A 20,017-nucleotide genomic window follows, 5' to 3' on the forward strand; every position below is an offset into this window, starting at 1 on the left:
TATCTGAGGTTAATATTCATTATGGGGTCTACTTGGGCTCCCGTCGCCGAACTGGGGCAAATCTTCGATCGACGACATCAAATGCCGCGCTGTCGAAACCGGGTGTGAGCTGATCGATCGCCTGTTGAACGAGCGCAGCGGGGCCACGCTCTCCGATCTGGTCGAGCAGGTGAAGGGCGCGCCTTGTCGCTGCGATCGCCTCTTCTCTGATGTCGTCGCGCTCGTCCAACCGGCCAGATCCCGAAGAAGCCGCCGACGTGCCCGGAGGCACGTCGTCGCTTCGAACCGGGTGTTGGAAACCTAGGATAAGCTAGGCGCGAACGCCTTTAGAGTCCTCGGTGAGGAGGAACCCCTCCGACTTCAGTCGGATGCTGGCTTCAGCCATCGACTCGGTCGATAGCCTTTATCCTCGGAAAAAAGAGACAGCCCGAAGGGCGTTGAGTCTCTTTTTTCCGAGGATAAAGGCTATGGGATATTCGACCGGTTGTCACACGACATTCCATCATCGCTACCATCTCGTCTGGGCGCCGAAATACCGGTTCAAGGTGCTGCGCGGCGAGGTCCGCTTGCGGGTGCGCGAGATCATCCGTCAGGTGTGTGCCGAAATGAATGTGACGATCATCAATGGCGTCCTGTCGAGCGACCATGTCCATATGTTCGTCGAAATCCCGCCGCACATCTCGGTCAGCGACTTCGTGCGCCGCGCCAAAGGACGGTCCTCGCGCAAAATCCAGCAGGAGTTCGAGCATATCCGCAAACGCTATTGGGGCCAGCGCTTCTGGCAAAGGGGTTACTTCTCAACCACGTCCGGCAACATCTCCGACGACATCATCATGCGCTATCTCGACAAGCATATCCACAAGGACCAATGAAGGCTTCAGCCCTCTCCAATGATCCTACCGGCGTCAGCCGGTATGTCATTCAGCCGGGTGGCTTGGACATACGCGTCCGCCACCCGGTCGCACGAACCGGCTCTTATCCTTCGAGGTTTCCACGCCCCGCCGCACGTCTCCGCGCGGATCACCATCTTATCGGCTTGGCGGGACACAGGGCAAGCAATTAGCCAGCGTCTTTACGACGCTCGACATCCCCCGTTCCCGCAATCTCTGTAGTCGCGAGTAACGGTCAGTGCATTTCGCCAGCGCCTTTTAGCCTCCGATCATTTGAATCGAACAGCGCGGCTTTCGAAAAACCGACACATTGCGTTGCACTGCAGCAAATTGCATAGGTTATTGGGAATGATCGGGGGATGCGTTGCGGATTGCGATCGTTGACGATAGCGGGCTGAGGGCGACGGTCCTGGGCGACGGTTTGCGCGAAGCCGGGTACGACGATATTCATGTTGTTCCGCCGCGTGGCGCGTTCGTCGCTATTCTGGAGCGCATGGCGCCCGACGTGGTTCTGATGGACCTTGGTAGCCCTAGCCGTGACAGTCTGGAGGAGATGCTGGTGGTCAGCCGGGCGTTGGCGCGACCAATCGCGATGTTCGTTGATCAGTCGGACGATGCTATGATTGGTGCTGCAATCGATGCGGGAGTCTCGGCCTATGTCGTCGATGGTTTGCGCAAGGAGCGGGTGAAGCCAATCCTTGATCTCGCGATCCGTCGCTTCAACGCCTTCGCCCGAATGCAGGCGGATCTTGATGAGGCGCGAACAGCACTCGCTGATCGCAAGACAGTCGACCGCGCCAAGGCGATATTAATGAAAACGCGCGGCCTGCAGGAGCCTGAAGCCTATGCCGCGCTGCGATCAGCCGCGATGAATCAAGGGCGCAAGATCGTCGACGTCGCCGAGGCGCTGATCACCGCGAGTAGCCTGCTGGGAGGCATCGAATGATCCCCGTGTCCGTCGCCTTTCTGCCGCTGACCGACAGCGCCGTGCTGATCGCGGCGCGCGAGAAGGGGTTTGCGACAGATGCGGGTCTCGCGCTTGATCTGGTCCGCACGACTTCCTGGGCGACGGCGCGCGATCGGCTCGTTTATGGGCAGGTGCAGGCCGCGCACATGCTGGCGCCGCTCGCCATCGCGGTGACATTGGGGCTCGGCCAGCATCCCGCCACGCTTGCCGCACCGTTCAAGCTTAACGTCAACGGAAATGCGCTGGCGATGGCGAGCGATTTCGCTGCCGCGCTCGATCCCGATCCTGCGCAGCGCCTGGCCGATCCAGTGGCCGCCGCGCATGACTTCGCTGGCGCGATCGGGCTACACCGCCGCAAGCCCGTGATCGGTATCGTCCATCGCTTTTCGAGCCACGCGCTGATGCTGCGCTACTGGCTGGCGAGCGCGGGGGTGAATGCCGATCGCGACCTGTCCCTGCGCGTACTCCCGCCTTCGCTGATGGTGGAGGCGCTTCGGGCGGGCGAAATCGACGGGTTCATCGCGGGCGAGCCGTGGAGCAGCGTCGCGGTGGCGGACGGGATTGCCGAGATCGTTGCGGCGGGATCGCGCATCTGGCAGCGCGGCGTGGAGAAGGTGCTCGCTTTCCGGGCCGACTGGATGGAGGCGCATCCCGATATCGTCGATCGGCTGCTTCCCGCGCTGGCACGTGCAGCGGCGTGGTGCGACGATGCCGCCAACCATGACGCGCTTGCTGCGCTGCTGGAGCGCCCCGAGTATGTCGGACGTTCCGCCGCCGAGTTGATGCCTGCACTCACCGGCCGCATCGTCTTGCGCCCCGGCGAAGGCCCAATCGACGTGCCAGATTTTCTGCTGTTCCAACGCGAAGCTGCCAACTTCCCATGGCGCAGCCAGGCGCTGTGGATCTACTCGCAGCTGGTGCGCTGGGGGATGGTGAAGACCGGTCCGCAGATCGAGCGGCGCGCGGCCGATGTTTTCCGATCGGACGTCTATCGCCGCGCGCTGGCGGGCTCGGGCCTGCCGATGCCTGGGGCGAGCATGAAAGTGGAGGGTGCACTGTCCAGCCCCATGAGCGTCGGCACGCATAAGGGCGCGCTCACCCTCGGGCCGGACCGATTCTTCGATGGGCGGGCCTTCGATCCGAACGATGTTACGGGCTATCTCAAGGGCTTGGCCGCTATTTCGACGGATTGATTTTTTGCACTTGCGAAAGAATGTGATTTCCGTCAGCCTTTTGGTGTCGCGCGATGAAGCGCGCCCAGAGGAGCATGCCCCAACGTAGGGGCTTTCGCTCCACCATCGACAGCAGAGCCGCTGTCCAGCCCCGCAGATCGCGGCGCTGGAGGGCGGTTTTTTTTCGTTTTTTCGAGATCGGGGGATTTCATCATGGCGACGGCATATTGGGAAGAGGTGGACAAGAAGGAGGCCAGCGGATTTTGGAGCGCCGGGCATCGCCCCACGCTGATCGCTGCTTTCCTCTACTTCGATCTGGCTTTCATGGTCTGGGTGCTGCTCGGGCCGCTGGCACCCGAGATTTCGAAGACGCTCCACCTGCTGCCCGCGCAGAAAGGCCTGATGGTCGCGACACCGACATTGGCCGGCGCCATCCTGCGCGTCGTCAATGGGCTGCTCGTCGATCGCATCGGGCCGAAAAGGTCGGGCGCGATCAGCCAGCTGATCGTCATCGCCGGACTGCTCAGCGCCTTCGCGTTGGGGGTCAACTCTTTCGCTGGAACGCTCGCGCTGGGCGTGATCCTGGGGTTTGCGGGCGCCAGCTTCGCGATCGCACTGCCGCTCGCCAGCCGCTGGTATCCGCCGCAGCATCAGGGCAAGGCGATGGGCATCGCCGGCATGGGCAATTCGGGTACAGTGTTCGCGGCCCTCTTCGCGCCGCTGCTGGCTAAGGCATTTGGTTGGAACGCAGTGCTGGGGCTGGCGTGCATCCCGCTCTCCATCGTCTTCCTGCTCTATCTGGCGATGGCAAAGGACGCGCCGAACGCCCCTGCGCCCAAGGGCATTGTCGAATATCTCCAGCCGCTCAAGCAGGCCGACGCGTGGCTCTTCATGCTCTTCTACGCGGTCACGTTCGGCGGTTTCGTCGGCCTTTCCTCGTCGCTGCCGATCTACTTCACCGATCGCTTCGGGCTGACCCCCGTGATGGCTGGATATTGCACGGCGGCCTGCGTGTTCGCGGGGTCTCTGGTGAGGCCGATCGGCGGCGCGGTGGCCGATGCCATCGGCGGCGTGAAGACGCTCACCGTCGTCTATCTGGTCGCCGCCGCAGCGCTGGCGGGGGTGAGCGGCGCGCCAACGGTGGTCACCGCGATGAGCTTCTTCGTGCTCGGCATGCTGGCGCTCGGCGCCGGTAACGGCGCGGTGTTCCAGCTCGTCCCGCAGCGCTTCGCCAAGGAGATCGGCGTGATGACCGGGCTGGTCGGCATGGCCGGGGGCATCGGCGGCTTCTACCTTGCCTCCTCGCTCGGCATCGCCAAGCAGATCACCGGCAGCTTCGCGCCCGGCTTCCTGATCTTCGCAGGGCTCGCGCTGGTCGCGGTCGTGGTGCTGACCCTGGTCAAGCAGGGCTGGCGATCGGGCTGGGGTGCGACAGAAAACGGCGTCCGCATCTGATTTCGTCACGGGGTCGGCGGGCTGATCCCCGCCGACCCGCCGAAAGGATATTTCGATGAAACCGATCCTCTTATCGGCGGCCGCTCTGGCCGTCGCGGGCCCCGCGTGTGCCCAGTCCATCGCCCTGAATCCGCTCGTCGATCTGCGGACGCGCTATGAAAGCGTCGATCAGACGGGTGTGGCGGATAAGGCCGAGGCGCTCACGCTACGCCTTCGTGGTGGCCTGCAAGCGTCGAGCGGCCCCTGGTCGGTGCTGGTCGAGGGGCAGGGCACGCTGGCGGCGGTGAATCATTATTTCGATGGACTGCATGTCGATGCTGCCCATCCGCTCGTCGCCGATCCGCAGACTATCGCGCTGTACCGCGCGCAGCTTCAGTATCGCAGCAAGGCGCTGACGATCACCGCCGGGCGCCAGCGCATCGTGCTCGATGACGAGCGCTTTGTCGGCGCGGTCAACTTCCGCGACAATGGCCAGACATTCGATGCGGTGCGTGCCGAAATCACGCCGATCGCCGGGCTGAAGGCGGATGTCAGCTACGCTTGGAGCGATCGCACGATCTGGGGAATCGATGGCGTCGGTGCGCGTCAGCAGGCGGTCTCGGGCCGCAACATCCTCGCCAATCTGTCCTATGGAACGAAGCTCGGCACGATCACCGCCTTCGCCTATCTGATCGATCAGGATGAGACGCTGGTGCAGGCATACCAGCTATCCAGCCAAAGCTACGGCGTGCGGTTCACCGGCGCGCACGCGCTTTCGAAACATGCGAAGCTTTCCTACCAAGCGAGCTACGCCACCCAATCGGACTACCACCGTAATCCCAACGAATATCGCGCGGATTATTATCTGATCGATGCGACGCTGGATGCTTACGGATGGAAGGCGGGCGGCGGTTACGAGGTGCTGGGCGCGGATAAGGGCGTGGCGCTCACCAGTTTCCAGACGCCGCTCGCCACCGGCTTCAAATTCCAGGGCTGGGCGGACAAGTTCCTGACCACCCCGCCGAACGGCGTGCGCGATCTCTACGGCAGCTTGGGCTATGGCTGGAAGGCGATCGGCCCCGCGAAGGGCGTGACGGTGCAGGCGGTCTATCATCGCTTCGACAGCGATCGACTGGGCCAGCATTATGGCAATGAGATCGATCTGCTCGCCACCGCGAAGCTCGGCAAGCATACCCAACTTTCCGTCCGCTATGCCGATTACCGAGCGACAACGTTCCTCACCGATACGCGCAAACTCTGGCTGCAAGCGGATTGGGCGCTGTGACTTTTGTTGCGGTGCAAAAAAACGGTGCTTGTCTCGCAGGGCGTTTGCCCACATAATCACGGGCGTTCCGGCAATGGCGCCGGGACGCTCTATACCCGCCGCTTCCGATGCTGGAATTGCGCGGGATCATCACACCGGCACATCGCCGGATCATGATGTTGGCAAAGCCGCCATCCCGACTTCGGTTCACCCCCGAGGTCCGGATGGCGGCTTTTTTGCGTTCGGAGTGTGTGAAATGGACTTTTACGAGCGTCCCGACACGGACGATGGAAGCATGATCGAGACGGTGGCGCAGGACGGGCGCTCCCACCTTGTCGTCATCGGCAACGGCATGGCCGGGTGCCGCGCGATCGAGGAATTGCTGGCGCGCGACGGTACTCGTTATCGCGTCACGATCTTCGGGGCCGAACCGCGCGTCAACTACAACCGCATCATGCTCTCGCCCGTGCTTGCCGGCGAAAAGAGCTTCGATGATATCGTCATCAACGGCCATGATTGGTATCGTGACAACGGCATCGAGCTGGTTGCGGGCGATCCTGTCGTTTCGATCGATCGCGAGGCCCGCATTGTCGTCGCGCGCTCGGGCCGTTCGGTCGCCTACGACAAGCTGCTGATCGCCACCGGCTCCGATCCCTTCATCATCCCCGTGCCCGGCAAGGATTTGCCCGGCGTGATCGCGTTCCGCGACATGGGCGACGTCGATACGATGCTGGCAGCCGCAGCCGAAGGGGGCGATGCCGTGGTGATCGGCGGCGGTCTGCTCGGGCTGGAGGCGGCGCATGGGCTGACGCTGCGCGGCATGAAAGTCACCGTCATCCACCTGATGCCGACGCTAATGGAGCGGCAATTGGACGAGGCGGCGGGCTGGCTGCTCAAGAGCGCGCTGGAAAGCCGTGGCCAGACAATCCTGACGGGCGCCAACACGGCAGAGATCGTCGGTGCGGATCGTGTCGAGGGCGTTCGCCTGAAGGACGATACGTTGATCCCGGCCAAGCTGGTGGTGATGGCGGTTGGTATCCGGCCAAACGTTGCGCTGGCCGCGCAGGCGGGGCTGGATGTCGGCCGGGGCATCCGGGTCGACGATCATATGGTCACCTCCGATCCAAACATCCGCGCGGTGGGCGAATGTGTCGAGCATGACGGGCAGGTCTACGGTCTCGTCGCGCCGCTGTGGGAGATGTGCCGCGCGCTGGCAGACGGGCTGGTCGAGGCGCCGACAGGCTATCGCGGGTCGGTCACGTCCACGAAGCTGAAGGTCGCCGGGCTCGATGTCTTCTCGGCGGGCGATTTCTCAGGAGGAGACAGCGCCGAGGATATCGTGCTGCGCGATGCCTCGCGTGGCATCTATAAGAGGCTTGTCATCAAGGACAATCGCATCGTCGGCGCCGTCCTCTACGGCGATACCGCCGATGGTGGCTGGTATTTCGATCTGCTGAAAAAGGGCGAGGATATTTCCGATGCCCGCGATCTGCTGATCTTTGGCCAGGCCTTCGCCTCGGGAGGGGGGCAGGCGGACCCTAAGGCGGCCGTTGCGGCGCTCTCGGACGATGCCGAGATTTGTGGCTGCAACGGCGTTTCCAAGGGCAAGGTCGTTGCGTCGATCACGGGTGGTGCGTGCAGCCTCGATGCGGTGCGCTCCAGCTGCAAGGCGTCGGCAAGCTGTGGTTCGTGCACCGAGCTGGTCGAGAACCTGCTCGCGCTCACGCTGGGGGATGAGGTTCAGGCGGGCCCCAAGACGCTCTGCAAATGCACCAGCTTCGGCCATGACGACGTCCGCCGCGAGATCGTCGCGCAGGGTATGACCTCGATCCCCGAGGTGATGCAGAAGCTCCACTGGTCGACGCCGGACGGCTGTTCCTCGTGCCGGCCTGCCCTCAACTATTATCTACTCTGCGCCTTGCCCGGCGAATATGTCGACGATCAGCAGAGCCGCTTCGTCAACGAACGGATGCATGCCAACATCCAGAAGGACGGTACCTATTCGGTGGTGCCGCGCATGTGGGGCGGTCTCACCAACCCGCGCGAGTTGCGCGCGATTGCCGACGTCGTCGAGAAGTTCAACGCGCCGATGGTGAAGGTCACGGGCGGCCAGCGCCTCGATATCTTCGGCATCAAGAAGGAGGATCTGCCCGCCGTCTGGGCCGATCTCAATGCGGCGGGGATGGTGTCGGGCCACGCCTATGGCAAGTCGCTGCGCACCGTGAAGACGTGCGTCGGCTCCGAATGGTGCCGCTTCGGGACGCAGGATTCCACCGGGCTCGGCGTGAAGATCGAACGGATGAGCTGGGGATCGTGGATGCCCCACAAATTCAAGATCGCGGTCTCCGGATGCCCGCGCAATTGTGCCGAGGCGACGATCAAGGATTTCGGCGTTGTCTGCGTCGACAGCGGTTACGAACTGCACGTAGGCGGCAACGGCGGCATCAAGGTCCGCGCGACCGACCTGCTCTGCAAGGTCGAGACCGAGCAGCAGGCGATGGACCACTGCGCGGCCTTCATCCAGCTCTACCGCGAGGAGGCTCGCTATCTCGAGCGGACGGCACCGTGGATCGAGCGCGTCGGGCTGGAGCATATCAAGCGCCGGATCGTGGAGGACGAGATCGGCCGCGAGGCGCTGACGGCGCGCTTCCTCTTCTCGCAGGCGCATTCGCAGGAGGATCCCTGGGCGGCGCGTGCCTCGGGCGTGGAATGCGAGCAGCACCAGCATCTCGGCGAATTCAGGCCTGCATCCGCGCTGGAGGCGGTGCGATGATCGGCGACTGGATCGACGTCGGCCCGTTGGCCGATATCCCGCCGCGCGGCGCCCGCACCGTGCCCGTGGAAGGCGGCGAGGAGATCGCGGTGTTCCGCACCGGCGATGACGCCGTGTACGCGCTGGTCAATCGCTGCCCGCACAAGCAGGGGCCGCTCAGCCAGGGCATCGTCCACGGCCACGCCGTCGCCTGCCCGCTGCATAACTGGCGGATCAGCCTTTCGACCGGAGAGGCGCTCGGCGAGGATGAAGGTTGCGTGCCGATCATTCCCGCGCGCGTCGATGCCGGGCGCGTCCTCCTCTCGCGCGTCGGCGCGCTCGCCGCGGCACTGGTCGGTTGATGGGTGCGGGTGAGGCCGTCCGCACCACCTGCGCCTATTGCGGCGTCGGCTGCGGCATCCTCGCCACCCGCACGGGCGACCGTGCCATCGAAGTGCGCGGCGATCCGGATCATCCCGCCAACTTCGGCCGCCTCTGCTCCAAGGGCACTCATCTGGGCGAAACCGTCGGCCTCGAAGGGCGCCTCCTTCACCCCATGATCGGTCGCCGTCGCGCTGGCTGGGACAAGGCCCTCGATCTCGTGGCACGCCGGTTTCGCGACACCATCGCCAACTTCGGGCCGGACAGTGTGGCCTTCTACGTATCCGGCCAACTCCTCACCGAAGACTATTATGTCGCCAACAAGCTGATGAAGGGCTTCATCGGCTCGGCGAACATCGACACCAATTCGCGCCTGTGCATGTCCAGCGCCGTCGCGGGCCATATCCGGGCGTTTGGCGAAGACGTCGTGCCGGCAAGCTATGACGATCTGGACGCAGCCGATCTCGTGGTGCTCGTCGGCTCGAACACCGCCTGGTGCCATCCGATCGTCTATCAACGCATCATGGCTGCGCGCGCGGCGCGGGGCACCAAGCTGGTCGTCATCGATCCGCGCCGCACCGAGACATGCGAGGATGCCGACCTGCATCTCGCTATCCGTCCCGGGTGTGACGTGGCGCTGATGAACGGCCTGTTAGCCTTCTGCCGTCGCGAAGGCGCGTTGGACGCGGCCTTTCTACAGGAGCACGTCACCGTGCCCGCCGACTTCTGGGAAGCGATTGAAGCGGAAAGCGATCTTTGGACGGTCGCGAAGACATGCGACGTCCCGGTCAGCGATCTGCAGCGCTTCTATGCCCTCTTCGCTGCGACGCCCCGAACCGTCACGCTCTTTAGCCAAGGCATCAATCAGGCATTGCGCGGGACCGATCAGGTCAATGCGATCCTGAACCTGCACCTCGCGACGGGGCGGATCGGCAAGCCGGGCGCGGCCCCCTTCTCGATTACTGGCCAGCCCAACGCGATGGGTGGGCGAGAGGTGGGTGGCTTGGCCTCCACGCTGGCCGCCCACATGGATTTCGCGGACGACAATGTCGCTCGGGTCGGCCGTTTCTGGTCGGCACCGCGGATGGCGAACAAGCCGGGCCTTAAAGCCGTCGATCTGTTTCGCGCCGTGGGAGAGGGAAAGATCAAGGCGCTGTGGGTGATGGCGACCAATCCCGCAGTCTCGATGCCCGATGCGGGCCGGGTGCGCGAGGCGCTTTCCGGATGCCCTTTCGTAGTCGTTTCCGACGTCATCGCCGATACCGATACCAGCCGTTTCGCCCATGTTCGGCTGCCCGCCACCGGCTGGGCCGAGAAGGACGGTACGGTCACGAACAGCGAAAGGCGCGTCAGTCGCCAGCGCGGCATGTTGCCGCCTCCCGGCGAAGCGCGACCCGATTGGTGGATCGTGACCGAGGTCGCGCGGCACATGGGCTGGGGCAGTGCCTTCGCCTATACATGCGCTGCCGATGTCTATCGCGAGCATGCGCGCCTGTCCGCTTATCAGAATGGCGGCGCGCGGCTCTTCGATCTAGGGCATCACGCCGCGATCGGGAACGCCGCTTACGACGAGATGGTGCCGTTCCGCTGGGGGCGTGATCCGTTCGGCGGTGACCACGCGCTTGAAAGCCGGTTGACCGCACGGCTGGTCACTGTCCGGCAGGCAAAACTCCCCGAGCCGCTCCGCGATTGGCCCTTCACGCTGAACACCGGTCGATATCGCGACCAGTGGCACACAATGACGCGGACGGGCCTCTCGCCGAAGCTGGCGCGCCATCGCGAAGAGCCCTTAGCGGAGATCAACCCGAGGGACGCCGAACGCCTCGGCATCGCCAATTACGATATCGTGCGCGTCGAAACTCCGCAGGGCGCCAGCCTTTTTCGCGCTCTGCTCACGGCAAGCCAGCGCCATGGCGATCTGTTCACGCCGATCCACTGGACCGACCGCCAATCGACCGGCGGACGAACCGGCCTTCTTCCCAGGTCGCTGACCGATCCCCATTCGGGCCAGCCAGGCTTCAAATCAACTCCGGCGCGGATCGAAAAGGTAGCAGTCGAATGGCGCGCCTTTCTGATCGTGCGGGGCGAAGCACCCCGGTTTCCCGGCTGTCTCTGGTCAAGCCGCATCACAGTGCCGGGAGGGACGCTGTACGAACTGGCCGGGATGGGCGACGCGACCGCGCTCGAACATTCGCTGCCGTCCGGCGAATGGATTGAAGCCGCAGACATCGCGCGCGGTACACGCCGAATCGCTGTCGTAGCCAACGGACGAATGGCTGCCGTGTTGTTCATTACCCAATCCGGCGAACTGCCCGGCCGAGACTGGCTGATCGCTCAGCTTCAAGCACCGGGCGTCGCGCCGAGCCTGCTCGCGGCGCGAGAGCCGGGCGCGCGGCCGGATCGAGGCCCGATTATCTGCGTCTGCTTCGATGTCGGCCTGAACACGATCGTCAGCGCCGTTAAAGAGCAACGGTTGGCAGATGTGGCCGAGATCGGAAAGGCGCTGGGTGCCGGCACCAATTGCGGCTCCTGTCGCCCCGCGCTCGGCCGTATCGTCGCCGAACAGGCGTCTATCCTCGCAAGGAGTCGAGTCAATGTCTGAACCGGTGTGGCTGGTCGGTGCAGGTCCAGGCGATCCGGAATTGCTGACGCGCAAGGCCGAACAGCTGATAGCCGGCGCCGACATCATTTTCCATGATGCCCTGGTTGGCCCCGCCATTCTCGATTTTGCCCGGTCCGATGCCGAGCTGGTCTGGGTCGGCAAGCGATCCGGGCGTCATTCGCGTGAACAGGCTGATATCAACGATCTGTTGGTGAAGGCGGCGTTGACTGGCCGGCGCGTCGTTCGCCTCAAGGGTGGAGATCCCTCGATCTTCGGCCGCTCTGCCGAGGAGATCGAGTGCCTCACCGCGAAAGGTATCGCCGTCCGGATCTGCCCCGGCATCACCGCAGCCAGCGCAGCGGCGGCTAACGGCGTTGCGTCGCTCACGTTGCGCGGCCTGGCGCGCGGTCTGACGTTTGTCACGGCGCATGCCCGCAAGGGTGAGAGCCTCGATCTCGACTGGCATGCGCTGACATCGGCCGAAAATACGCTCGCAGTCTATATGGGGCGGGCCGCCGCGCCGCAAATCGCGAACAGTTTGATCGCTGCCGGGCGCGATCCGGCGACGCCGGTAATGGTCGCGGTCGATGTCTCGCTACCGAGCGAGCGGCTCATTCGCGGTCGGCTGTCGGCGCTGGCATTTCTGGTCGAGACGATCAGCGAAGAGGATCCGACTTTGCTGCTGATCGGCGAAGCCGTCGACACCGCTTCGGCAGATATACTATCTTGTGGATCCGAGATGGAATTTCAGGCCGAGCCGTTTGAAGCCAAGCGACCGTGATCCGCGATCTGCTCTGGAGCCACGTATGAAAACCCTCGGTGCGGTTCTGGCTGGTGGAAAATCGAGCCGCTTCGGTTCGGACAAGGCGCAAGCTCTGTTGCTGGGACGCACATTGCTGGACCACGCTTTGGAATTCCTCCGATCACAATGCGATGCTGTCGCAGTCGTTGGTCGCGAATACGAGGGCGCATTATCGATTGCTGATTGGCCCGCACCAGACAAGGGGCCGCTGGGGGGGGCTCGCGGGCGCACTGCTCTATGCGGCGCATCGTTATGATCAGGTGTTGAGTGTCTCGATCGACGCCCCACTTCTGCCCACAGACCTTCTTACGGTGCTCGAACCTGCGCCTTCTTACCTCGCGTTGCAGCCGGTCATCGGACTTTGGCCGGTAAGCGCGATCGACACAATCCAGACCATCCTGCGCGGGAACGGCAAGCAGTCGATGCAGTCTTTGGCATTTGACGTCGGCGCACGCTTGATCGAAGGAATTGACCGAATTCCCAACGTCAACACGCGGGATGATCTCAAGGATCTTCGGCGGTTGCTTTGCGAATGACCTGCGGGGCCTCGATCACGTTCGATGAGGCCGTCGCTGTATTGCAGCGCGAAGCTCAGCCACTCGGAGTCGAAACGACGCAATTATCCACGGCTGGCAGGCGAGTGCTTGCGGAGGCCGTGCATGCCCGCATCGACGCTCCGCGCTATAGCGCTGCGGCGATGGATGGTTTTGCCGTTTCGGCGGCTGAATCTGCAGGTGGTGCCTGCCGCGTGCTGGGGGCATCTTATCCGGGCGAGCCTTGGCTCGGGCGTCTAAAGGCCGGTGAGGCCGTGAGAATAATGACGGGCGCCGCAGCGCCGGCAGGGGCTTGCCGCATTATTCCGCTCGAACTGGTCGAAGAGAATTCCGGGATCCTCAGCCTTCCGCAAGTGTGGCCTGCCAAATCGCATATCCGGCACAAAGGGTGCGATATAAAGATCGGGCAGATCATGCTGGCTGCCGGGACGTTGCTCGATCCCCGGGCGCTGTTGGTTGCTGCTGCCGCTGACGTCGCGACAGTTCAGACATGGCGCCGCCCTATCGTCAGCGTGCTCGCAAGCGGAGACGAACTGGTGTCGCCGGGCAAAGCCACCGAATTGGACTACACGATTCCGGACAGCCTCTCGGAAGCGATCCTGCTGCTGTCGCGCCAATACGGTGCCAAGCCGGGGAGTGCAGCACTGGTCGCCGATACCAGAAATGCTATTCTGGCCGCCGCCGAGACCATGATGTCAGATTGCGATGTTCTCGTGCTGATTGGTGGTGCTTCTCGCGGTGATCGAGATTTCGCAAAGGCTGGACTGAGACCGCTTGGCCTCGATGTCCGCTTTTCGGACGTCGCGATGAAGCCTGGAAAGCCGGTCTGGTATGGCCGGATAGGAGCAAAGCATATCATCGGGCTTCCTGGTAACCCAACGGCTGCGCTTACCACCGCACGCCTCATTCTCGCGCCTTTGCTGCGCGCGCTGGAAGGTCGCGATCTTCGTAGCGCGCTGAACTGGCAGGCGATGCCTTTGAAAAATTGTCCCGAACTAATTGCCACGCGGGAGAGCTTCTTGTGTGGGACCATTGAGGACGGTTCAGTAGAGATACTCAAGAGTCAGTCGGCTTCATCGCAATTAATGCTCGCACGTGCAAACGTACTCGTGCGTGTTCCTGCCAACCAGCCAACATGCGCTGCGGGGAGTGTCATCAATGCTTTAAAATTTTGAAAAAAGATTGTGGGGTTCGCGGTGAGCGGGCACCAGAATTTGGCAGAGAAAGAGCGTCCCTCAAATTTTCGAATACGGTTACGCTCTACAGCGCATAGGACAACGACTTCGAACTTGCCGCCACTGGCCGTTCGAGGTCACACTATCGGACCTGGGTTAAATGAGGTGATGAAAGCCTCCTTTAATCGGTGAAGTCTGCAGAAGTTTGTGGGCCAAACGTGTCGAACTGTCGGCTGACGCCGGGCTTCATCCACTGCTGCGATACAAGCAGCAACGCCGCCATGATGACCGGGCCGATGAAGAGGCCGACGAGGCCAAATTGGGCCAAGCCCCCGAACGCCCCGATCATCGCCATCAGGAAAGGCAGCACGACGGCGCTGCCAATCACCGTCGGCTGCACGAAATTGTCGCCAATCGTCATGACCACGACGCCGAAGCCGAACAGCAATCCGCCAGCCAGGACATGTCCGCTCCCGAGCAGGATCAGGCTTGCGAGGCCGAACGCCGCCCAGGCGCCAAACGGGACGAGCGCCAGAATGATCGTGAACGTCGCGAACAGTAGCGGCTGCGGGACGCCCGCGACAGCGTAGCCGATCCCGATGAGCCCACCCTCGACCACCGAGACGAGGACGGTGCCGTTGACCGTAGCCCGCATGGCTTCGATCATGCGCTCGAGCAGGTTTCGGCCGAAGGCGCCAAACATCCGCTCGGCAGCGTCACGCGAGCGCTCCGAGATCGCATGACCGCGCGCCAGCAGCGTCACCAGCGCCAGCAACGTGATCAGGAAAAGCGCGGACTCGCGCGCGACCTCACCGCCGATCGATTTCGTCCAGCCAAGGATCGACCCGGCGCTGAACGAGCCCAGCAGTGCGTTGGCCGCCTGCGGGCTGCCGATATGCTCCTGCCAATACGCGCTCGCCTTCGCGCTAACGAGCGGCAGCGCGGGCAGCCAGGGCGGCGCTGGAATGCCTGCTGAGCGTGCTGTAGCCACGCCATTGCGGCCTGTGATTCCTGCGCCAGCGATACCGCCGCCAGCGACAATGGACCGATCACGAACAGCGCGGTCAGAAACGCACATCCCGCCGCTAGGAGATTGGGGCGGCCGGGAAAGCGCCGAAGCGCACGTTGATAGAGCGGCCATTCGGCAATCGCGATGACCGCCGCCCAGGCAAGCGGCGTGAAAAATTCCAGCGCCGTCCAGAACGAAAGGGCAACGATCACGACGGTCAGTCCGATCTGGCGGATGCGGAGATCGCGCGGCTCGTTGACGACGATCATCTCGTCGACGTGGATGTCGTTCTTCCCCGCCTGCGCTTCGGTCAACTTGCTCGCCCCTCATTCAATCGCTGCCTCCCATGTGCGCGAAGCGGCTTCGTCCGTCCAACCGGCAGTGGCGGCGAGTGTTGCCGGACTGATCAGGCCGGCGTGCCGGAGCCAGACTTGCGGCACCGATCCGAGCAGAATTTCACGTTCTCCCAATCTCGCTCCCATTTCTTGCGCCATGCGAACGGCCGCTGGCACGCGGCGCAGATCTTGGTGGGAAGCGTGAGCTTCTTGTGGGGCATGGTCGCTCACTCCTGCTGTTCGGCTCGCTATCCGCCCCAACGTCAGGAATTCCGGAAAGTTTGTCTGAACAAACTTTCGCAGAGGAGAGGTGGCCTCCGGCCTGTGGTGACCCGGCGATCTGCCGGGCAAGCACCATGGAGGCCTCGATGTCCAACCTTGCCATCCTTCCCGAATTCGATCTCGAACACCCCCGGATTGGCGCGGCCCGCTCGCTCGCCGCACATTTGAAAAAGGGCCAACCGGTCGATCGGGACGCCCTGCTGAGAACGATGACGGCGGCTTATGGGTCGTCGGCTGCCGACGGAAACTGGACCCAGCGCGACGCCTATGATGCGCTGGAGTTGGCCGAGGTCTTGCACTTGATCGGTGCCGATCTCCCTGGCGATCCTGCTGCTTGTCTCGCGATGCTGACGGCCTTCGTCGCCGCGCTGCCCACCCACACCGTACGCAGCGAGGAGCAGATCGAACTGCAGCAATTCTCGACCCCCGCACCGATCGCCTTTCTGGCGACGCTGGCTGCGCGCGTGTCCGCCAGCGATCATGTGCTCGAGCCCTCAGCCGGGACCGGCCTGCTCGCGCTCTTCGCGGCCCGTACCAAAGCACGCCTGACGCTCAACGAGCTCGACGCCGATCGCGCCGAAATGCTGATGGCTGCCTATCCCGGAACGGCCGTCAGCCGCCACGATTCGGAACTGATCGACGATCTCCTCCCGATGTCGGCGCAACCGACCGTCGTGCTGATCAACCCGCCTTTCTCGCGGAGCGTGGGTCGGCACGCCGATCCGCTGGCAAGTCTGCGCCACGTGCGCTCGGCGCTGCAGCGTCTCGTCGCCGGCGGGCGCTGCGTCGCCATCCTGCCCAACCGCGTCGATACGTCCGGTCGCGCATGGGCCAAGGCGACCGAAGGCTGCGGCCTGTCTCTCCATCTCGAATTGCCGGCGAATGCCTATGCCAAGCATGGCACGAACCAGACCGTGAAGATCATGCGCCTCGACAAGGGCGGCACGGGAACCGAGCCTGTCGTGCGCTGCGCGACCCTTTCAGAGGCACTCGCGAGGATCGTCGGCACGTCCCCACAGCCGCCGCGCACCGCTGTCGCCAGGGCGCGCCCCTCGCTGCTTGGCGGACTGCGTTCTCGCCAGCCGTTCGCCGGACAGGCCGTCACCGCCAACCCGTCGGTCGAACCGCAGCCCATCGCCTATGACATTCTGGAAGCACCCGCGCGCGTCGGCGAGGCGAGCGGCCTCTACCTGCCGTACCGTCCGAGCCGCATCTCCATCCCGTGCGGGTCAGCCCATCCGACCGCGCTCGTCGAATCGATCGCGATGGGAGCGATCACGGCGCCGATCCCGACCTACGTGCCTCAGCTTCCGGCGCGCATCGTCGATGGGCAGATCCTGTCCGACGCGCAGCTCGAGACACTCATCTATGCGAGCGACGCCTTCGAGCGCGACCTTCCCGGCCGCTTTTTGCCGGCCGAGGAAGGCCTTTCGCTCACCCCCGATCCCGAAGGTCAGCCGTATCGAACCGGCTATTTCCTCGCCGACGGCACGGGCGCCGGCAAGGGACGCCAGGTGGCCGCGATCCTGCTCGACCAGTGGCTGCGCGGTTCGCGCAAGCATGTCTGGATCTCCAAGACCGAGACCTTGCTCGAAGATGCGCGGCGTGACTGGAGTTCGGTCGGTGGCCTCGCGCTCGACATCCAGCATCTCAACCAGTGGAAACTCGGCACGCCGATCGGTGCGCCCGAAGGCGTTCTGTTCCTCACCTATGCGACGCTGCGCTCAAACCGGGGCGACAAGGGCACGCGCCTGCGCCAGATTCTCGATTGGCTCGGTGACGGTTGCGAAGGCGTCATCGTGTTCGACGAAGCGCACGAGATGGCGGGTGTCGCCGGCGGCGAGGGCCGTTTCGGCACCAAGGACGGCTCGGACCAGGGGATCGCCGGGGTGCGGCTGCAGAATCTGCTGCCGCGAGTGCGGGTGCTCTACGTCTCGGCGACCGGCGCGTCCGACGTCAACAATCTGGCCTACGCCACCCGGCTCGGGCTTTGGGGACCGGGCACCGCCTTTGCCGACCGCCGCGCTTTCGTCGACAGCCTACGCCGAGGCGGGATCGCGGCAATGGAGCTGATCGCGCGCGACCTGAAGATGCAGGGGCTCTACACGGCCCGTGCGCTGAGTTTCGCTGGCGTCGAATATGACATTCTCGAACACCAGCTCGCACCCGACCAGATCGCGGTCTACGATGCTTACGCCGATGCCTGGGCCATCATTCACGCCAATCTGCGCGCCGCGCTCGATGCGACCCGGATCACGGACAGCTTCTCCAAGGACACCTATAACAGCGGGGCGAAATCGGCGGCACTCTCGATCTTCGAATCCACCAAGCAACGCTTCTTCTGCCAGTTGCTGATCGGACTGAAGCTTCCCGCCCTCATCCCGGCGATGAACGCCGATCTCGCGCGCGGCGACAGCGTCGTCATCCAGCTGGTCTCCACCTCCGAGGCGATGCTCAACCGGGCGCTCGCCGATCTCAGCGCGGAGGAGCGTGCTAATCTCGAGATCGAATTATCGCCGCGTGAATTCCTCATGGATTATCTGACGGCGGCCTTCCCGGTCCGCCAGATGAAGACCTTCGTCGACGATACGGGCAAGACACGCTCGGAACCGATGATCGATGAGGACGGGCGGCCAGTGCTCAGCCAGGAGGCGCTGCGCATGCGCGACGATCTGATCGAGCAGCTCTGTGCCCTGCCGATCGTCGGGTCTGCCCTCGACCACATCATCGGCCATTTCGGTCCGACCTCGGTCGCCGAGGTCACCGGGCGCAGCCGCCGCATCGTCGTCGATGCCGGCGGTCGCCAGCGCGTCGAGAGCCGGTCGCCCCGCACCAACCTCGCCGAGACCGATGCCTTCATGCGCGGCGAAAAGAAGATCCTGATCTTCTCCGACGCCGGCGGCACCGGCCGCAGCTACCATGCCAGCCTCACCGCCGAGAACCGCTCACGGCGCATCCACTATCTGCTCGAGCCCGGCTGGCGCGCCGACGCGGCCATCCAAGGGCTCGGCCGCACGCATCGCACGCACCAGGCGTCCGCGCCGCTGTTCCGCCCGGTCTCGACCGATTGCCGGGGCGAACGCCGCTTCATCTCGACGATCGCACGCCGGCTGGATTCGCTCGGCGCGCTGACCCGCGGCCAACGCCAGACCGGCGGCCAGGGGCTGTTCGATCCGCGCGACAATCTCGAAAGCGATTATGCCAAGGAATCGCTCGAAACCTGGTTCCGGCTCCTCGCTGCCGGCAAGTTGCGCTCGGTGACCTTCGCGGAATTCCAGTCGCTCACGGGTCTTGAGCTGGAAGGCGAAGGGGGTGGGCTGAAGGAGGAGCTGCCGCCTATCCAGCGCTGGCTCAATCGCATCCTTGCACTGCGCATCGCGCTCCAGAACGCTATTTTTGACGAATATCTCGGTCTGATCGAGGCGCGGGTCGAGGCAGCGCGCCAGGCCGGATCACTCGACGTCGGCGTGGAGACGATCACCGCCGAGCGGATCACCATCCTCGATCGCACGGTCATCCGCCGCGATCCCGTCAGCGGTGCCGAGACCGAGATCCTGCGGCTGGAAACCGAAGAGCGCTATCGTCCAATGGCGCTCGAACGCGCGTTGCGGATGATCCATGACGACGCCGTCCCGGTCATCAACCGCAAGTCGGGCAAGGCGGCGATCCGCTGCAGCACCTTTTCGCTGACCGACGACGAGGGCGAGATCGTGCGTCGGTACGAGCTGGTCCGGCCGACGCGGTCTGAGCGGATGCGGCAGGATCTGTTTCTCGAGACGATGTGGGAGGAGGCGAGCGAGGCCGATTTCGCAGCGCTCTGGCAGGCCGAGGTCGACGAACTCGACGGGAAGACCCGCACCAGCACCATCTATCTCGTCACCGGCCTGCTCTTGCCGGTGTGGGGTAAACTGCCCGACGATCATGTCCAGGTCTGGCGGCTGACGACCGAAGATGGCCAGTCGTTCCTCGGCCGCCTCGTGCCCGCCCCGCTCGTGGCCAAGCTCGCCGACGCCTTCGGCATCCAGGCGACGATCGCGGTTTCCGGGGCGGAATTGGTCCGCCATGTCCTCGCAACCGGTGAGGTCTCGCCGATCGGCGACTATCAGCTGAAACGCAGCCTCGTCGCCGGCGACCAGCGATTGGAGCTGCTCGACTGGCCGCACACGCGCCTCGCCGAGCTGAAGGCCGCCGGCTGCTTCACCGAAATCATCCAGCACCGGACCCGATTGTTCGTGCCAGTCGCGACGGCGGTGGAGGTCATCGACCGCCTCGCCGGATGACGGCCGGACCCCTCCCCTCTCGGCCGCGCATGAGAGGGGAGGGAGCCTTCGGCTTGGTGAGCCCGGGAGCCGGGTTCGCGCGTCCGCTTGAGAGCTTTGGGCGCGCTCGTTCCAGATG

Annotated in this window: 16 protein-coding genes; 13 read left to right on the top strand and 3 right to left on the bottom strand. The window is 64.1% G+C overall.

Annotated features, from left to right (window positions below; all coding sequences use genetic code 11):
- Positions 1-28: 28 nt before the first annotated feature.
- The gene (locus FHS31_RS14430) at positions 29-229 is read right to left on the bottom strand and encodes a hypothetical protein (RefSeq protein WP_167074796.1); all 201 of its coding nucleotides are present in this window, start codon (positions 227-229) and stop codon (positions 29-31) included.
- Positions 230-467: 238 nt separating this feature from the next.
- Here FHS31_RS14430 and tnpA point away from each other — a divergent pair, with 238 nt between their 5' ends.
- The 12 genes from tnpA to FHS31_RS14485 all read left to right on the top strand — a co-directional run bounded on the left by tnpA (position 468) and on the right by FHS31_RS14485 (position 13,993).
- On the top strand, positions 468-872 hold the full coding sequence (gene tnpA / locus FHS31_RS14435; RefSeq protein ID WP_167074798.1) for an IS200/IS605 family transposase: 405 nt from the start codon (positions 468-470) through the stop codon (positions 870-872).
- Between the two features lie 382 nt (positions 873-1,254).
- Complete coding sequence (locus FHS31_RS14440; RefSeq protein ID WP_167074800.1) at positions 1,255-1,836, top strand: ANTAR domain-containing response regulator; 582 nt, start codon at positions 1,255-1,257, stop codon at positions 1,834-1,836.
- Positions 1,833-3,050: a CmpA/NrtA family ABC transporter substrate-binding protein gene (locus FHS31_RS14445; RefSeq protein ID WP_167074802.1), complete on the top strand. Its 1,218-nt coding sequence runs from the start codon at positions 1,833-1,835 to the stop codon at positions 3,048-3,050. The genes FHS31_RS14440 and FHS31_RS14445 overlap by 4 nt, the downstream gene beginning before the upstream one ends.
- A gap of 192 nt (positions 3,051-3,242) precedes the next feature.
- Positions 3,243-4,484, top strand: coding sequence for a nitrate/nitrite transporter (locus tag FHS31_RS14450; protein WP_167074804.1), 1,242 nt, complete (start codon positions 3,243-3,245; stop codon positions 4,482-4,484).
- A 55-nt stretch (positions 4,485-4,539) separates the two neighbouring features.
- The gene (locus tag FHS31_RS14455; RefSeq protein ID WP_167074806.1) at positions 4,540-5,748 is read left to right on the top strand and encodes an alginate export family protein; all 1,209 of its coding nucleotides are present in this window, start codon (positions 4,540-4,542) and stop codon (positions 5,746-5,748) included.
- A 235-nt stretch (positions 5,749-5,983) separates the two neighbouring features.
- Entirely contained in the window at positions 5,984-8,500 is a 2,517-nt protein-coding gene (gene nirB, locus FHS31_RS14460; protein WP_167074808.1) for a nitrite reductase large subunit NirB, read from the top strand.
- Positions 8,497-8,841, top strand: a complete 345-nt coding sequence (nirD, locus tag FHS31_RS14465; protein ID WP_208408747.1) for a nitrite reductase small subunit NirD — start codon at positions 8,497-8,499, stop codon at positions 8,839-8,841. The genes nirB and nirD overlap by 4 nt, the downstream gene beginning before the upstream one ends.
- Entirely contained in the window at positions 8,841-11,462 is a 2,622-nt protein-coding gene (locus FHS31_RS14470; RefSeq protein ID WP_167074810.1) for a nitrate reductase, read from the top strand. The genes nirD and FHS31_RS14470 overlap by 1 nt, the downstream gene beginning before the upstream one ends.
- Positions 11,455-12,243 (top strand): uroporphyrinogen-III C-methyltransferase, encoded by a 789-nt coding sequence (cobA, locus tag FHS31_RS14475; protein ID WP_167074812.1) that lies wholly within the window; start codon positions 11,455-11,457, stop codon positions 12,241-12,243. Before FHS31_RS14470 ends, cobA begins: the two co-directional genes overlap by 8 nt.
- Positions 12,244-12,268: 25 nt before the next feature.
- Complete coding sequence (gene mobA, locus FHS31_RS16750) at positions 12,269-12,520, top strand: molybdenum cofactor guanylyltransferase (protein ID WP_341786370.1); 252 nt, start codon at positions 12,269-12,271, stop codon at positions 12,518-12,520.
- Between the two features lie 55 nt (positions 12,521-12,575).
- On the top strand, positions 12,576-12,800 hold the full coding sequence (locus FHS31_RS16755; RefSeq protein WP_341786371.1) for a hypothetical protein: 225 nt from the start codon (positions 12,576-12,578) through the stop codon (positions 12,798-12,800).
- Entirely contained in the window at positions 12,797-13,993 is a 1,197-nt protein-coding gene (locus tag FHS31_RS14485) for a molybdopterin molybdotransferase MoeA (protein ID WP_167074814.1), read from the top strand. The genes FHS31_RS16755 and FHS31_RS14485 overlap by 4 nt, the downstream gene beginning before the upstream one ends.
- A 181-nt stretch (positions 13,994-14,174) precedes the next feature.
- Here the strand turns inward: FHS31_RS14485 and FHS31_RS14490 are convergent, their stop codons facing one another.
- Together FHS31_RS14490 and FHS31_RS14495 are read right to left on the bottom strand one after the other, a co-directional pair.
- A complete protein-coding gene (locus FHS31_RS14490; RefSeq protein WP_167074816.1) occupies positions 14,175-14,984 on the bottom strand; it encodes an AI-2E family transporter in 810 nt (269 codons plus the stop codon).
- Between the two features lie 424 nt (positions 14,985-15,408).
- Positions 15,409-15,558, bottom strand: a complete 150-nt coding sequence (locus FHS31_RS14495; protein ID WP_167074818.1) for a DUF2256 domain-containing protein — start codon at positions 15,556-15,558, stop codon at positions 15,409-15,411.
- A gap of 147 nt (positions 15,559-15,705) precedes the next feature.
- Between FHS31_RS14495 and FHS31_RS14500 the strand changes: the two genes are divergently transcribed.
- Positions 15,706-19,899, top strand: coding sequence for a strawberry notch-like NTP hydrolase domain-containing protein (locus FHS31_RS14500; protein WP_167074820.1), 4,194 nt, complete (start codon positions 15,706-15,708; stop codon positions 19,897-19,899).
- Positions 19,900-20,017: the final 118 nt, after the last annotated feature.

The organism is Sphingomonas vulcanisoli, assembly GCF_011761305.1.
Lineage (GTDB): Bacteria > Pseudomonadota > Alphaproteobacteria > Sphingomonadales > Sphingomonadaceae > Sphingomonas_I > Sphingomonas_I vulcanisoli.